Source organism: Enterococcus sp. 3C7_DIV0644 (assembly GCF_002141235.1).
Taxonomy (GTDB): Bacteria; Bacillota; Bacilli; order Lactobacillales; family Enterococcaceae; genus Enterococcus_D; species Enterococcus_D entomosocium.
Genome location: NZ_NGLK01000001.1, coordinates 677,662 through 694,342, shown reverse-complemented (window position 1 = coordinate 694,342; position 16,681 = coordinate 677,662). Strand labels below are relative to the sequence as shown.

Below are 16,681 nucleotides of genomic sequence, written 5' to 3'. Positions count from 1 at the left end.
CAAAAGAGAAAAAAATGCACCGATTTGCTTTAAGGATCTCCTTAGGTAACCAAGCCAGTCAGATTTACAAACCGAAATGAATCCAATGGAAAAGGTGGGAAACCCATGCGAAATGTAACAGACAAAGCAACATTTAAGCGCGGATTACAGTTGAAAAATCGAATCATTATGGCACCAATGACGACCAAGATGTCCTTCTTTGATGGGGTGATTACGAAAGATGAGTTGGCTTACTATGGCTTACGCTCTGGGGAAGTCGGAGCAGTCATCACAGCGGCAGCCAATGTCCAAGAAGATGGCAAGGGCTGGGAAGGGGAATTAGGCGCTTATGACGATGCCTTTTTACCTGGATTAAGCAAATTAGCCAGCACCATCAAAACAAATGGGACCAAAGCCATTTTACAGATTTTTCATGCCGGTCGGATGACGGATGACTCAGTTCTACGAGGCACACAACCCATATCCGCCAGCGCGGTTGCAGCTGAACGACCAAATGCCCAAGTTCCCCGAGAAGTTACGGTGGATGAGATATTAGCGATTATTGAAAACTTTAAAAAAGCTACCGAACGGGCGATCAAGGCGGGGTTTGATGGCGTAGAACTCCACGGAGCCAATACGTATTTGATCCAACAATTCTTTTCTCCTCACTCAAATCGTCGATCCGATGAATGGGGTGGCTCACTAGAGAACCGTTATCGTTTTATTGAGAAGCTCGTCGATGAAGTATTGGAAACAGTAGACCAATCAGGTGTGAAGGAGTTTATCGTCGGTTATCGGTTTTCACCGGAAGAATTCGAAGAACCAGGGATTCGCTTTGAAGATACGTTGTTCTTAGTGGACCAACTGGCAGAAAAAGGATTAGACTATCTGCACATTTCTCTTGCAGATTATACCCGTAAATCGATTTCAAAAGCGTATCAAGAAAAATCGATGTTGATGTATGTCTATGAAAAAATCGCTCAGCGGGTTCCTTTGATTGGTGTAGGGGATGTCCGAACGTCGAAAGATGCCGCGGGCTTGCTAGAACATGCAGATTTTGTTGCAGTGGGGCGGGCATTATTGATCGATCCTCATTGGGGACAAAAAGTCTTAGACGGTCAAGATGAGTTGATCCGCACCACGGTTTCTACTTACGAACGTGAGGAACTCGTATTACAAAATGGCGTTTGGGGTTTTATGGAAAACATGATGCCAGATCGACTAAATGAAGAATAATAAGCAGACAACCACCTTTGCCTTGGGCAAAGGTGGTTTTTCGCGATTGCCACTCATTTGGGTCACGTTGAGAAAAGCTGTTTTTTTCTCTAATGAAACCTTGTTAGCTTCAAAATAGCGAATCAAGAGAAGAATTTGAGAAACAAGCCTGTAATCGGAAGAAAGAGCGTGGAAAGATTTTTTTAGTTAAAATACACGAATGAATTTTTGTTTTATTTTAATAAATAGTCAAACAATTCAGAATCATTCATTTTTCTTACAAAAAGATAGCGCAAGTCGAGTTGATTGATAAAAAAACAATCAGTTGTTAGACTGAATACAGGTTAAAAAAACAAAAAGGGGATGTAATGATGAAAAAAGGATTCAGAAATTATTTAGGTTCAGATGAGCGGGAGGCAGGCTATAATTTGTCTTGGGGTTCTATCTTTGCAGGGGTCGTAACATTTATCGCATTGTTCATGACACTGTCAATGATCGGCTCAGCAATCGGTTTTGGTTTGGTGGAACCAACATCAAATAATCCATTAGATGGTGTGGGTACAGGATTATTGATTTGGACAGTCATTACCTTTGTCTTGGCATTATTCGGTGCTGGTTTTGTTTCAGGTGTGGCGGCTCGACGTGTTGGATTGGTTCATGGTTTCTTAACATGGGCAACTAGTATGATCGTGATGATGGTTATGCTCTCTTACTTAACGATCGGTGCATTTTCTGTAGTCGGTTCACTTTTAGGAAACGTTGCTTCTGCTGTTGGCAGTGGCGTTGAAACAGTTGCCTCAGGTGCTGGCGATGTCGCTTCAAAAGCCTTCGATGAAATAACAGGAAACATGGAAGACGTCAATACAGATGAATTACAAGCGAATGTCAATGATGTTTTACAAGATACCGATGTTCCTGAATTGCAACCAGACTACTTGCAAAATCAATTGTCTGATGCGACGAACGACATCAAAGATGCCGGCAAAGACATTGCAACCAATCCAAATGATGCTGATAAAATCATTGATGATTTAGCAAGCAAATTACAAGATCGTGCTACAACGATCGGTGATTCAGTCGATAAAGAAGCAATCTCAAATGCAGTGGCTCAAAACACAGATCTAAGCCAACAAGAAGCGGAAGAAGCAACGAACAATATCGTGAACGGCTTACAAGATGCTTCTGATGAAGCACAAAAACAAATCGAAAATGCACAACAAAATCTTGAACAAGCCAAACAAGACATTGACCAAGCAGTGGAAGACGCTCGTCAAAAAGCGGAAGAAGCAAGTGATGCAACAGCCAAAGCGTCTATTTGGGGCTTTGTGGCAATGGTCTTAGGACTCGCTCTTACGTCAATCGGTGGTATGGTGGGAGCAAACTTAGTTAAAACTGCTGACCACGAAAACCGTATCTAATTTTACCTCTCATCAAGAGAGCTAGTGATTTATAAACCAGTGAACAGCGTTCTGCCAAAGATTCAAATGGCAGCAGCGCTGTTTTCTGCTTTTAAACAAGCGGTTGAAAATCCCCATTGACGAGTGATTTTTCTCATGCTACACTGGCTCTGAGGATTGTTACCGCTTTAGGCGGGCTATACCTATTTTTTTGTGTGAAGAAATCTAAAGAAGAATAGGGTCGTTAAAATGAACGTAACAAAAGTGATCAATAACAACATTGTGATTTCTGAGAATGAGGAAAAACAAGAATTGGTCGTCATGGGCAAAGGCTTAGGCTTTAAGAAAAAGCCGGGCGATGCGATCGACGATACCAAGATTGAAAAAGTCTATCTCAGTACACAAGAGTGGAATGTCACAAAACTAACCCAATTACTTTCTTCTATCCCTATCGAACATATTCAAGCAGCGAATGAGATCATCAGTTTTGCAAAAGTTTCCCTTGGGAAAAAGTTGAGCGAAAAATTGTTTCTGACGCTGACCGATCATATCAATTATGCTATCGAGCGCTATCAAAACGGCATGGAAATCAAAAATGCCTTGCTATGGGAGATCAAGCGGTTTTATAACCATGAATACCTCATTGGCAAAGAAGCGTTATCGATCATTAAAAATCGCTTGGCGATCGAGCTGCCGGAAGATGAAGCCGGCTTCATTGCTCTGCACATCGTCAATGCTGAGTTGGATATGGCGCAGGTCAGTCAAGTATCGGAAATGGCGAAGATCATTCAGCATATCCTAAACATCGTCAAATATCATTTTTCAATGGAGCTTGATGAGTATTCATTGAACTACGAGCGCTTTGTGACCCATTTGAAATTTTTTGTCCAGCGCTTATTCAGCGGTACAAAGCTCGATGATGCAGGAACCGGCAGTTTTATTTTTATGTTGAAAGACCGCTACATGAAGGAATATGCGTGTGCGTTGAAAATCAGTGACTACATCAACAAAGAATTCGGTAGACCGTTAGAAGAAGACGAATTGATCTATTTAACTATACACATCAAACGAATAACAAGTGCTTAGGATTGTTACTGGATTGGCAGGCTATACCTAAATGAACTCCCAAGGGGTTTGTTTAGGTATTTTTTTATGGTTTGACACACAAAAAACAAGCGAAAGACCAAAATAGGAGGAACGACATGAATTACAAAGAGTTAGCAAAAACGATCATCACCAATGTTGGTGGGGAAGAAAATATCCAAAGCTTGACCCATTGTGCGACACGCTTGCGCTTCAACTTGAAAGATGATAGCAAACCCCAAGAAAGTACTTTAAAACATACACCAGGGATCATGGGTGTGGTCAATAAAGGTGGGCAATACCAAGTAATCATCGGCAGTGATGTTGGCAATGTCTACAACGAAATCACTGCCCAAACCAATTTAAACAGTGACCAAGAAACAGCAGAAGACGATCGCGGACGTGTTGCGAAAGTCATCGATACGATCACCGGGATCTTCACTCCAATATTACCAGCCATCACGGCAGCTGGGATGCTAAAAGCGGTTCTTTCATTGCTAGTGGTCTTCAATGTCTTGACGGCAGAGAGTCAAAGTTACCAAATATTAAACTTTATGGCGGATGCGGCGTTCTACTTCTTGCCGATTTTGCTGGCTGCTTCTTCTGCACAAAAATTCAAAGCCAATATGTATTTAGCTATGATGGTAGGGGGGATTTTACTCCATCCGAACTTTATCGCGATGGTGACAGCAGTCAATGAGGCAGGCGGCGGCATCCAATTATTCGGCTTGCCGATTTCACCAGTGAGTTATTCATCATCGGTTATCCCAATCATCTTGAGTGTTTGGTTTATGTCTTACGTTGAACCGATCGCCGATAAAGTCTCGCCAAAAGCAATCAAATTCTTCAGCAAACCGTTGCTAACGATCTTCGTCGTAGGGACAGTAGCATTAGTTGCTTTAGGCCCTCTAGGCTACATGATCAGTGAAGCGATCTCTACAGGGATCCAAGCCTTAGAAACGGTTAGCCCATGGATCGTTCCATTACTGATTGGCGCCTTCACACCATTGTTCGTGGCAACTGGTACCCACTATGGATTGGTTCCTATCGGTATCAACAACCGGATGACCACAGGTTATGACACAGTGATCTACCCTGGCATGCTGGCTTCAAACGTCAGTCAGGGAGCTGCAGCTATCGGCGTTGGTTTTAAATCAAAAGATTCTACGATCAAACAACTGGCATTTTCTGCTGGTCTGACTGGGCTATTCGGCATTACTGAACCGGCGTTGTATGGGGTCAATTTGCGGTTTAAAACACCCTTGTATGCAGCAATGATCGGTGGCGGATTTGGTGGTCTATTTATGGGAATCATGCGTGTCCGCAATTTCTCAGGCGGATCACCAGGACTGTTGACTTTGCCAAGCTATATCGGCGATGACACCTTACGTCATTTGACCAATGCTTGTATCGGTGCGGCAATCAGTATCGTGATCACATTTATTGCGACATTATTCTTATACAAAGACCCTGTCACAGAAGAAGCACCTGAAGCAACACCGACAGACAAAGCGCAAGAACCCGCACATCAAATCAGCGGCGCAGAGATCAAAGCACCTTTAAAAGGGGAACTAAAAAGCTTGCAAGCAGTCAATGACGGCATGTTTTCGGAAGAGATTCTTGGCCAAGGGGTAGCGATTGAGCCAACCGTCGGAGAAGTGCTAACTCCAGTAAACGGGACTGTCACAGCAGTCTTTGATTCAAAACATGCTATTGGCTTGACCAGTGAGGAAGGCATTGAACTATTGATCCACGTGGGGATCGATACAGTGCAATTAAATGGTGAAGGCTATGCCTATCAAGTAGAAAAAGGGCAAAAAGTGACAGTCGGGGATCCATTGATTACGTTTGATATTGAATTTATTAAAGAAAAAGGCTATCCAGTAATCACGCCGATCGTTATCACCAACAGTACTGAAGTGGGGGACATTTTGACGGCTAACAGTGGCCCGATTACGTTTGGCGATCAAATCATCAAAGTGATCGGCTAAAAAAGGAGAATAAGACATGGGATTTCCAGAAAACTTTTTATGGGGCGGTGCAACAGCCGCCAATCAATGTGAAGGCGGGTTTAATCAAGGCGGGCGTGGGCTTGCCAATGTCGATGTAATTCCGACTGGCAAGGACCGCCGAGCAGTTATTACCGGCAAGCGTGAGATGCTTGCTTTTGAAGAAGGGTATTTCTATCCAGCCAAAGAAGCGATCGATATGTACCATCATTTCAAAGAAGATATCGCCTTGTTTGCGGAGATGGGCTTTAAAACCTATCGTTTATCGATTGCTTGGTCAAGAATTTTTCCGAAGGGGGATGAAGAAACCCCTAATGAAGAAGGCTTGCGCTTTTATGAAGAACTTTTTTTAGAGTGCCGTAAATACCAAATCGAACCCTTGGTGACGATCACTCATTTTGACTGTCCGATCCATTTGATCAAAGAATATGGCGGTTGGCGCAACCGTAAGATGATCACCTTTTATGAAAACCTTTGTCGAGCGATCTTCACTCGATACAAAGGATTGGTGAAGTACTGGCTGACCTTTAACGAAATTAATATGATTTTGCATGCCCCATTTCTCGGTGCTGGGCTGACCTTTGCTGAAGGCGAAAATGAAGAACAAATTAAATACCAAGCTGCTCATCATGAATTAGTCGCAAGTGCGTTGGCAACAAAAATCGCCCACGAGATCGATCCAGAAAATAAAGTTGGCTGTATGCTGGCTGCGGCTAGTTATTATCCTTACAGCTGCAATCCGAAAGATGTCTGGGAAAGCAAAAAAAGCGATCGCGGCAACTATTTCTTTATCGATGTGCAATCGCGAGGAGAATATCCAAATTATGGTTTGAAGATGCTAGCTGATAAAGGAATCACTTTGGAACGAACCGCCGAAGATGCGGCTTTATTAAAAGCCCATACCGTCGATTTTATTTCCTTTTCATACTATGCCTCTCGGGTTGCTGCTTCAGAAGATTCCGGTGTTGAGAAAACGGAAGGCAACTTGTTCCCGACCATTAAAAACCCGTATTTAGAAGCGTCAGAATGGGGCTGGCAGATTGATCCGCTTGGTTTGCGAATCACGATGAATGATCTCTATGATCGTTACCAAAAGCCGCTTTTCATCGTCGAAAACGGTCTAGGAGCGGTGGATACGCCAAACGAAGATGGAAAAATCAATGATGTGTATCGCATCGACTATCTACGTGCGCATATCGCTGCGATGAAAGAAGCGATTGACCAAGACGGTGTGGAACTGTTGGGCTATACTTCATGGGGCTGTATCGATTTGGTTTCTGCAGGAACCGGAGAAATGAAGAAACGCTATGGCTATATCTATGTCGATCGCGACAATGAAGGCAATGGCACATTAGCCCGCAGCAAAAAGCAATCCTTTTATTGGTACAAAAAAGTGATTGCCTCAAATGGGGAAGACTTGGCTTAAGCCAGTTAACTAACGATTATCATTAAGGAAAGAAACGCCAGCGGAACAGAACTGCTCATGGAAGCAGCCTGGTTCTGTTGGCGTTTTTCTTATTTAACGAAAGAAATTATTCTGCTTCCTCCCGCTGGATCGGCAGCAGCAAGCGAACGGTGGTTCCTTCGTTGATGCGTGATTCTACAGTCAATCCGTATTTTTCCCCATAGAGCAGCTTGATACGCTGATCAATATTGTCTAAGCCAATACCCGAATAGTGTTCAAAGTGGTTCGCGGAGCTGGTTGGGTGCTCTTCATTGAACCCGATGCCCGTATCGATGATCTCAATTTTCAGGCCTTCCTTACTGACACGAGAAAAAATCTGGATCAATCCTGAATCCTCTTCGGGAAAGGCATGCAGGTAGGCATTTTCGATAATCGGTTGCAAAATCATTTTCGGTACGAGAATATTTTCACAGCCATCTTCTGAAAAAATCGTCGATTGGATGCGATTGCCATAACGCACGTTCATTAAAACGAGGTATTCTTCCACGATCGCTAGTTCATCTTTTAAAGGGACGATCTCTTTGCGGTTAAAGGTATGCCGCAACAATTGGACAAAACTTTCAATCGCTTGGGTGGCGGCCTCTTGTTCGTTTTGCCAGATTAAAAACTTGATAGCGGTCAAGGTGTTGTAGACAAAATGCGGTTGGATCTGCATTTGCAGTGAACGAATCTCGAACTTGCGTTTTTCGGCTTCTGTGACCATTAAATGATCGACATAAGATTCCAAGTCCTCCAGCATCAAGTTATAGGCACGCCCCAATTCTCGCGTTTCATACGTCCCGTTGATGGTGACCTTGTCGCTGAAATCGCCTTGAGTGACCGCCGGCAGCTTGGCAATCAGCTGATAAATCGGTTGGGTGATGTTGCGGATGATCCAAAATGCCAGCAGACTAAAGAGTAAAATACTGACGACAGAAATCAAAAGAGCTGGCTTGATCAGATTCATATTGCGTACCAGATGCGATTCATCCAAGACATCGTAAAAAGTAAAGTGATACGAATAAAGGGGCAGCTGATTGATGCTAGTATCTCTTTTGACCGTGACGAGGCGATCTTCAAACGGCTGGCCTAAAAGGCTCGGATCAGAAGTGGAAAGAATTTGATTTTGTTCATTGACGATATAGATCGAGTGGAGACTGGTATCTAAGAGTTGACGATAGATCGAAGAAAAATCGGATTCTTTTAAGAAAATCAGGGCATAGCCGAAAATCGTTTCTTCTTTCATTAATTTGCGCACGTACATCAAGCCAGGGGAGTCGCTGGTGGAGGTACTTAAGCCTTGGTCCAAGAAATAATATTGACTGATGGCGTCATTGTCATTGATCTGCTGGATAAAGGCACTGGCGAGAAAATCATCTACTGATTGATTGCGAACCGCATCGTTTTGAAAGAAAGTGCCCCCGTTGACCCCAATCAACACCAAATTCGAGGGGATGTCTTGAAACAAAGAGCGCGTGTCTTTTAATTGCTCGTTTAATTCTAAAATCGTACGGCCTTGATTCATGTCGCCTTCTAAGTATGTTTCAACGGCTTTGCTTTCATCGACGATATCAAAAATTCGATGGATATTCTCGTTCAGACGCTCATAATCTTCTTGGATTTTTTCCAGTAGCAGCTGATTGGAACTCTGGTACGAAGCAACATAGGCATCTTTCGAGCGACCATAGATCACGACGACGGTTAGCAGACAAACACTAATGACCCCGACGACAACAAAGAGGAAGATCCGACTGAATAATTCATTTTTCTGAATCCATTGGTTGATTTTCATAATTGATTCAACCGCCGATACTTCGATGGAGTGACCTGACATTCTTTCTTAAAGATACGAGAAAAATAGCTGATATCCGAATACCCGACCGCTTCACTGATTTCAGATAGATTCAGATCAGATTGTGTCAGTAGTTCTTTGGCTTTATCCAAGCGGGTTTTCTTTACATACTCAGAAAAGCTCATTTTCAGTTTCGCAGAAAGAAAAGCCGAAAGATAGGTGTAACTAAAATGAAAGGTTTCAGCCAGTTCAGACAAAGACAGACTTTTAGTGTAGTTGTCTTGAATGAAGCGCTGGATCGCAACGAGTAGATCATCTTCATCCAGCGGTGATAAGGTCGTCAGCTGTTGACGAATATCATCAATGGTCGCCAACAACAAATCAGAAAAATCTTCCAAATACTGCACGTGACCGATGGCATGCAAAAATTCGGCTTTTAAGCGGCTAAAGCGTGGAGCAGTGGGAAATTCTTCTTCCAAGCGGGACAGTAACGTGTAAAAAATACTGCTGGCCTGCTGTTTTAAAAATGTCGGATCGACATTGGATAAGATCATGTCATTAAAATATTCCTCAATTCTGGTGATTCCTAATAAAAAGTTGTTGTCTAACAAAGCCCGTAAGAACTTCTTCGTATCAAAGCGATCACTTTCAATGTACAAAAAGAGTTCGTGTTCTGGCACCAACCGTTGACGTTTATAAAAAAACGATTGTCCTTGGCTTTTGGCTTTGAGGGTCACAAAATGGTCCCGCAACTGTTCAATCTTTTGAAAGGGCACACTGAGAGTAAAGAAGGCGTCTGGCTCGGTAAAACGCAATTGTTCCAACGTTTCTTTCAAAGAGGAATAAACATCCGTTCCTTCTGGATAACTGATCACTAAGCCGGCATCTTTGTTACTGGTTTGAAAAAAGAGCGTCTTTACCTGCGGTTGTGATTGAGTAAATTCCGTTAATGCATGCAGCAGCTGATCATTGGCACGAAAGCCACTAAAATTGGTGGTCAAAATTCGGGCTTGCTGTTGCGACTGATCTAATGCAAGGTAGTCCGCCAAAGGAGCCAACGGTTCTTCATACCCTGCTAAATAGCGATTCAACGATTCTTGCAGCTGCGTCTCCTCAGTCACGGAGCCTTTCGTATGTGACAGCTTTTGTGAGATGTTGTGCAGCGTCTTCAACAAGAGTGTCGGTGTCAGTGTCGGTTTTAAAAGATAATCTACGGCACCATTTCTAAAAGACTGACTGACGTATTGGAAATCATCGTAGCTGCTCAAGACCAAAAAATGGACTTCTGGATATTGTTGTTGAATGATCGTTGTGAGTTGAAGACCGTCCATTTGTGGCATTTTCAAATCCGTGATCACGATGTCGGGATTCAGTTCATGGATCAGCGCCAATGCTTCTTGCCCGTTCGCTGCATCGCCTAAGAGACGGAACCCTTCTTGCTCCCAACGTATCATATGTTTCAATCCATCTCGGATCGTTGCCTCATCATCAACGACTAAGACCGTGCGTAAAATAGTCATGGTATCCCCCCTATATCTCTTCTTTATTATAAACGCTTTCAAAAAAGAAAGGTATTGTAACTTTTTTCTATTTTTGGACAAATTTAGTAAGCTCTTTCATAATCGTTGAATACGGTTACAAAATCAGTGTATAGTTAGCCTTGTAAATAAAAGGAAAGAGGGATAAAAATGAAAAAACTACTTGCATCGATGGTAACGGCGGCTGCAGTGCTGACTTTGGCGGCTTGCGGAAACAGCAACACAAGCTCTGGGGATTCCGGCGAGTCCTCAAACAAAGTCACGGTCTGGGCATGGGATGAGACCTTCAACATCAAGGCAGTCAATGAAGCCAAAAAAGTGTATGAAAATCAAGATGTCGATGTGGAAGTTGTGACGATGTCGCAAGATGATATCGTCCAAAAATTAAATACTAGTCTGGCATCAGGAAATACGGACGGACTGCCAAATATCGTCTTGATCGAAGACTACCGAATCCAAGGGTACCTTTCTTCTTATCCAGATGCGTTTAGTGATCTAACGGATATCGTGAATGAGGAGGATTTCTCCAGCTATAAATTTGCGGTCAATAAAGTCGACGATGTCATTTATGGGGTGCCATTTGACAGTGGCGTCGCAGGACTATTTTACCGCACAGATTATTTGACCGATGCAGGCTATGAGCAAGCGGATCTCCAAGATATTACCTGGGATGATTTTATCAGCATTGCCAAAGATGTCAAAGAAAAAACGGGTCACGCTATGATGTCGTTAGACCCAAGCGATCTTGGCTTGGCACGAATCATTATGCAATCTGCAGGCGAATGGTATACCGGTGAAGATGGCTCCACCGTGACCATCAAAGACAATGAATCCTTCAAAGCCGGTCTAAATGTCTTGGCAACATTGTTGAATGAAGGCTTAGTTGAACAAGTTTCCGATTGGGATGGCGGGGTCAATGCCGTTCAATCGGGGAATGTTGCGTCTGCGCCAACCGGTGCGTGGTATTCTAGCACAATTCAAGGCGCTGAAGATCAAAGCGGCAAATGGGCGATCGCTCCGATCCCATCCATCGCTGGCGATAGCAATTCAGTCAATGCTTCCAGCATCGGCGGAGCAGGCTGGTACGTGATCAAAGGGGTTGACGGCGAAGAAAATGCCAAAGACTTTTTAGCCAATACCTTTGCTTCAAACAAAGAATTGATGGGTACATTAGCTACCGAGATCGGTTTAGTTTCAACCATGAATGCTGCAGAAGAAACGGAAGAATATACGTCGGGTCTTGATTTCTATGGCGGTCAAAAAGTCTTCCAAGATTTCTCACAATGGTCACAAGAAATTCCAGCCGTGAACTACGGCAATCACACCTATGCCATTGAATCCGTCTTGACTGAAAGCTTGCAACGAGTGATCAACGGTGAAGACATCGATAAAGTATTAGAAGAAGCACAATCACAAGTGGAAGCACAAATTGCAAACTAATCGAACAACTTTGCAGAAACTCGTGAGCGATCGCGAGTTTCTGTGTTAAGGGGGAATTACAATGAAAAACAAAACAAAAAATTGGTTTGCAAACGGCAATGCCTTTATTACCTTACCCGTCATTTTGATCACGATGCTGGTCTTTATCCCGATGGTCTCGGCATTGTTCACGTCATTCCAATCAGGACCACCGACAGCGATGACCTTTAACGGTCTTGGCAACTATCAGCGGATGTTGAGCGACTCAACCTTTAAAAAAGCCTTTGGCAATACGTTTTTATACTTATTAGTCCAAGTTCCGATCATGCTCTTTTTGGCGCTGATCGTATCGAACATATTGAATGACAAAAAATTGAAATTTAAAGGGCTGTTCCGCACCGCCTTGTTTTTACCATGTATCACATCCTTGGTTTCTTATTCCTTGATCATGAAAAGTCTCTTTTCGGCAAACGGGTTAGTCAATAACTTTTTGACGCAGCTACATCTGATCGATGCGCCGATCCAATGGTTGACAGATCCTTTTTGGGCAAAAGTACTGATTATTTTTGCCATCACGTGGCGTTGGACCGGCTACAATATGATCTTTTTCATCTCTGGCATGCAGAATATCGATCCAAGTATTTATGAAGCGGCAGAGATCGATGGCGCTTCAAAATGGGATCAATTCTTCAAAATCACGATTCCCAACTTGCGTCCAATCATCCTATTTACCACGATCACTTCAACGATCGGTACGCTGCAATTATTCGATGAAGTTCAAAATATTACTGGCGGTGGACCAGCCAATGCTACGACGACCTTGTCACAATACATCTACAATTTAAGTTACAAATTCACGCCAAACTTTGGGTATGCCGCTGCGGTCTCCTTTGTTATCGTGATTGCAATCGTGATTTTATCGATCATCCAAACGAAAATAGGAGGAAAAGAAAATTGAAAACAATCTCACTCACTTTAAAATACGTCTTTCTTGCGATTTTGGCTTTCATCTCTATTTTTCCATTTGTTTGGATGATCCTAGGGATGACCAATCAAACCTTTGATATCGTTGCCGGGAAAATCATGATTGGGGATCAGTTGGTCATCAACTTCCAAAATCTTTTTTCTTCCGATTTGAATTTTACTCGGGCATTAGGAAACTCAGCGGTGATTGCCGTGATTACGACCTTCTTTGCACTGTTGTTCTCCTCCATGGCAGGGTATGGCTTTGAGATCTATCGGACGAAAACCAAAGACCGTATCTTTAATATTCTATTGCTGTCGATGATGGTACCTTTTGCCGCTCTAATGATCCCGTTATATCGGATGTTCAGCAAGCTTAGCGGCACACCAATCGGGATCAATACCTTCGCTGTCGTGATTTTGCCCTCGGTCTGTACCGCCTTTTTGATTTTCTTTTTCCGCCAAAACATCAAGGCATTCCCTAGAGAATTAGTCGAAGCTGCTCGGATCGATGGCTTGAATGAACTGAGTATTTTCTTTAGAGTCTACATGCCGACGGCTAAAAATACTTATGCAGCTGCCGCGATCATTACGTTTATGGGCAGCTGGAACAATTATTTGTGGCCATTAGTTGCCTTGCAATCACCAGACAAACGGACCGTTCCACTGGTTCTTTCGGCTATGGGTGCTTCTTATACACCTGATTATGGCATGATGATGTGCGGCATTGTGATCGCCACACTGCCAACGGCCATCATTTTCTTCGTTTTACAAAAACAATTTGTCCAAGGTATGCTGGGATCCGTGAAATAAGCGGGGCATCAGCGAACAATTATAAAGTAGAGGGTACGATATGATTCTTTTTGACAAACAATTAAACGTCTTTCATTTAAGCAACGATCAAATCAGCTATCTCATACAAATAGAAGAAGGGGGCAATGTGGCACACCTTTATTTTGGAAAAAAAATCGCTCATTATTCTGGCGGCTATCGTTATCCACGTCTTGATCGGTCCTTTTCGCCCAATCCCCCAGACAGCAGCGACCGGCTTTTCTCATTAGACACCTTGATGATGGAATTTCCTGGCAACGGCTTCGGAGATTTTCGAGAAGCAGCTTATAGGATTCGCCAGTCTAACGGTAGCCGAGTCAGCCATTTTGTCTTTAGTGATTACCAGATTCAACAAGGCAAACCCGCCCTAGCAGGATTGCCTCAGACACATGGTGCCGACGACGGGATCGAAACACTGATTCTGTCCTTAAAAGATGATGTGGCGGGACTCGAACTGCAGCTGTTTTACACGCTTTTCGAGGATGCGGCAGTGATCGTCCGCTCAAGTAAAATAATCAACCACGGAATCCAACCTGTTACGATCGAGCAGCTGGCGAGTCAAGCGCTCGATTTTCCTAACCGTCCCTTTGATTTGATCCACTTGCCGGGGGCATGGGCGAAAGAACGCCAAGTCACCCGAGAACCAATCAATCGCGGCATCAAGCGTTTGGACAGCAAGCGTGGTTCCAGTAGCCATCAGCAAAATCCCTTTGCCGTCATACTGGAACCTAATGCTACGGAGTTTGCTGGGGAGTGTTTTGGTTTTAGTTTGCTGTATAGTGGCAACCATGAAATTATCATCGAAAAAGATCCTTACCATCAGACTCGTGTGATAATGGGGATCAACAGCCATCAATTTGCCTGGCAATTGCCGCCAACTGAAAGCTTTCAAGCCCCAGAAGCCGTGATTGCTTATAGTGAGGCTGGCTTGAACCAGCTGTCAGCCACCTATCATGACTTTTATGATGAGCATTTGATTCGGGGCAAATACAAAAAGCAAGAACGGCCGATCCTGATCAATAACTGGGAAGCAACGTACTTTGATTTCAATGAAGAAAAACTGGATGCCCTCGTTGATGAAGCGAAGGAGCTGGGAATTGAACTGTTTGTTTTGGATGACGGCTGGTTTGGTCAGCGAGAAGATGACCAAACCTCATTAGGCGATTGGTTTGAAAACGAAGGCAAGCTAGCTTCTGGCTTGGCAGGATTTGCCCAAAAAGTCCATGACAAAGGGCTGCAATTCGGGCTTTGGCTGGAACCAGAAATGGTTTCGGGTGACAGTGAACTGAACCGACAACACCCCGATTGGCTGTTACAAGTACCAAATCGCAAGCCAGCGCTTAGCCGCAGTCAGTATGTGTTGGACTTTTCTCGACAAGATGTCAGAGACCATCTCTATCAGCAGTTAACCCAACTGTTTGATACGGTTGCCATCGACTATATCAAATGGGACATGAACCGCAGTCTGTCGGATGTCTATTCCTTGCTCCTCGATCCTGCCCAGCAAGGGGAGGTCGCGCATCGCTATCTGCTGGGCTTGTATGAGTTCCTAGAGAAACTGACCACTGCCTATCCGACGATCCTGTTTGAAGGCTGTTCTGGCGGTGGCGGGCGCTTTGATGCCGGTTTCTTGTATTATATGCCGCAGATTTGGACCAGTGACAACACCGACGCCATCGCCCGCTTGAAGATCCAGTACGGAACCAGTCTGGCCTATCCGCCATCCACCATGGGGGCACATGTCTCGGCGATCCCGAACCATCAGACCCAACGGGCAACGGATCTAGCGATTCGCGGCAATGCTGCGATGTCTGGCTTGCTGGGCTATGAGCTTGACTTAACACAGCTGACAGAAGAAGAAAAAGCGCAAATCAAAGAACAAATCACTTTTTATAAAAAACATCGGCGCCTGCTGCAGTTGGGCCGCTTTGTTCGACTGCTCAGCCCTTATGAAGGCAATGACGCCGCCTGGCTGTATGTTTCTCCAGATAAAAAAGAAGCGATCGTCTTTTACTTCCGAGTCTTAGCCGAAGCCTCTGCACCATTGGTTACTTTAAAGCTGGCTGGTCTTGATCCTGACCTCACCTATCAAAGTGGGGGAGAGAACTTCGGTGGCGATGAATTGATGCAACTCGGGTTATATATCGATCCTCATTTAGCAGGGGATTACGCCACGCAGCGGTTTCATTTTGTTGCAAAAGTGCCCCACGAATGAAAAAAGCGTTCCGTCAAAACATGCTGTTTTGACGGAACGCTTTATTGTGCTGCCGCAAGCTTTTGGCTAATGATCGGCAACTGAGAGGCTATTTTAGAACAAATGATTTATTTTTTTCTCGAGAAGTCGTATGATGAAGGAGGAGGCAGGCAGTTTGCTTCTGACAATCAGTAAGAGGAGGGTGTTCAACATGGACGAACAGCCACTAGCGAATGAAACAGAAGAAGGGTTGATTGCTGCAGGATATCGGAAGTATCGTGGTGAAGCGATCGATATTTATTACAACAAAGAGATCTGCACCCACAGCGGTAATTGTGTGCGGGGCAATCCCGCCATTTTTGAAGTTGGACGGCGTCCCTGGGTGATTCCTGATAATGGGGAAGCAGCCCAAGCGGCACAAGTGATCCATACCTGTCCAAGCGGTGCATTAAAGTATGTGTTAAAGGAGGAACAATCATGGAAATCTTAGAAGAAAATGCTCGATTTGTGTTAAAAGACGGTGACAAAGAAATTGGTGAAATGACGTGGTCAAAAGCCGGTGAAACGCGTATGATCATTGATCATACCTTTGTCGATCCTGCTTATCGGGGACAAGGACTCGCCGAAAAATTAGTGGCAAAAGGGGTGGAAAAAGCCCGCAAAGAACAAAAGAAAATCATTCCTTTGTGTCCCTTTGCCAAAAAAGAATTTGAACGCAAACCAGAATATGCCGATGTTTGGAACCAATAAATCAACCAAAACAACCCCCGCCAACTCAAGAGTCTCTCTTTGAGGTGGTGGGGGTTGTTGTATGACT

Annotated in this window: 13 protein-coding genes; 11 read left to right on the top strand and 2 right to left on the bottom strand. The window is 44.0% G+C overall.

Going from position 1 to position 16,681, the window contains the following annotated elements; all coding sequences use genetic code 11:
* Positions 1 to 105 precede the first annotated feature (105 nt).
* The 5 genes from A5877_RS03260 to A5877_RS03240 all read left to right on the top strand — a co-directional run bounded on the left by A5877_RS03260 (position 106) and on the right by A5877_RS03240 (position 7,109).
* Complete coding sequence (locus A5877_RS03260) at positions 106 to 1,215, top strand: NADH-dependent flavin oxidoreductase (RefSeq protein WP_086316369.1); 1,110 nt, start codon at positions 106 to 108, stop codon at positions 1,213 to 1,215.
* Positions 1,216 to 1,562: 347 nt separating this feature from the next.
* Positions 1,563 to 2,612: a hypothetical protein gene (locus A5877_RS03255; RefSeq protein ID WP_005234911.1), complete on the top strand. Its 1,050-nt coding sequence runs from the start codon at positions 1,563 to 1,565 to the stop codon at positions 2,610 to 2,612.
* A gap of 228 nt (positions 2,613 to 2,840) precedes the next feature.
* Positions 2,841 to 3,677, top strand: coding sequence for a BglG family transcription antiterminator LicT (licT, locus tag A5877_RS03250; protein ID WP_005234912.1), 837 nt, complete (start codon positions 2,841 to 2,843; stop codon positions 3,675 to 3,677).
* A gap of 116 nt (positions 3,678 to 3,793) precedes the next feature.
* Positions 3,794 to 5,665, top strand: coding sequence for a beta-glucoside-specific PTS transporter subunit IIABC (locus A5877_RS03245; RefSeq protein WP_086316368.1), 1,872 nt, complete (start codon positions 3,794 to 3,796; stop codon positions 5,663 to 5,665).
* A gap of 16 nt (positions 5,666 to 5,681) precedes the next feature.
* The gene (locus A5877_RS03240; protein WP_086296957.1) at positions 5,682 to 7,109 is read left to right on the top strand and encodes a 6-phospho-beta-glucosidase; all 1,428 of its coding nucleotides are present in this window, start codon (positions 5,682 to 5,684) and stop codon (positions 7,107 to 7,109) included.
* Between the two features lie 106 nt (positions 7,110 to 7,215).
* On the opposite strand, the gene A5877_RS03235 is transcribed toward A5877_RS03240, so the two are convergent.
* Together A5877_RS03235 and A5877_RS03230 are read right to left on the bottom strand one after the other, a co-directional pair.
* The gene (locus tag A5877_RS03235; RefSeq protein ID WP_086316367.1) at positions 7,216 to 8,919 is read right to left on the bottom strand and encodes a sensor histidine kinase; all 1,704 of its coding nucleotides are present in this window, start codon (positions 8,917 to 8,919) and stop codon (positions 7,216 to 7,218) included.
* Positions 8,916 to 10,439: a response regulator gene (locus tag A5877_RS03230; RefSeq protein ID WP_086316366.1), complete on the bottom strand. Its 1,524-nt coding sequence runs from the start codon at positions 10,437 to 10,439 to the stop codon at positions 8,916 to 8,918. The genes A5877_RS03235 and A5877_RS03230 overlap by 4 nt, the downstream gene beginning before the upstream one ends.
* Positions 10,440 to 10,607: 168 nt before the next feature.
* Here A5877_RS03230 and A5877_RS03225 point away from each other — a divergent pair, with 168 nt between their 5' ends.
* The 6 genes from A5877_RS03225 (at position 10,608) to A5877_RS03200 (ending at position 16,614) form a co-directional block, all read left to right on the top strand.
* On the top strand, positions 10,608 to 11,897 hold the full coding sequence (locus A5877_RS03225; protein WP_008378836.1) for an ABC transporter substrate-binding protein: 1,290 nt from the start codon (positions 10,608 to 10,610) through the stop codon (positions 11,895 to 11,897).
* Between the two features lie 61 nt (positions 11,898 to 11,958).
* The gene (locus A5877_RS03220; RefSeq protein ID WP_005225588.1) at positions 11,959 to 12,834 is read left to right on the top strand and encodes a carbohydrate ABC transporter permease; all 876 of its coding nucleotides are present in this window, start codon (positions 11,959 to 11,961) and stop codon (positions 12,832 to 12,834) included.
* Complete coding sequence (locus A5877_RS03215) at positions 12,831 to 13,652, top strand: carbohydrate ABC transporter permease (RefSeq protein ID WP_008378833.1); 822 nt, start codon at positions 12,831 to 12,833, stop codon at positions 13,650 to 13,652. The genes A5877_RS03220 and A5877_RS03215 overlap by 4 nt, the downstream gene beginning before the upstream one ends.
* A 40-nt stretch (positions 13,653 to 13,692) precedes the next feature.
* On the top strand, positions 13,693 to 15,885 hold the full coding sequence (locus A5877_RS03210; RefSeq protein ID WP_086316365.1) for an alpha-galactosidase: 2,193 nt from the start codon (positions 13,693 to 13,695) through the stop codon (positions 15,883 to 15,885).
* 190 nt (positions 15,886 to 16,075) lie between these two features.
* Positions 16,076 to 16,354: a (4Fe-4S)-binding protein gene (locus tag A5877_RS03205; RefSeq protein WP_008378829.1), complete on the top strand. Its 279-nt coding sequence runs from the start codon at positions 16,076 to 16,078 to the stop codon at positions 16,352 to 16,354.
* Positions 16,342 to 16,614, top strand: coding sequence for a GNAT family N-acetyltransferase (locus A5877_RS03200; protein ID WP_005234932.1), 273 nt, complete (start codon positions 16,342 to 16,344; stop codon positions 16,612 to 16,614). Before A5877_RS03205 ends, A5877_RS03200 begins: the two co-directional genes overlap by 13 nt.
* The last annotated feature ends 67 nt before the right edge of the window (positions 16,615 to 16,681 follow it).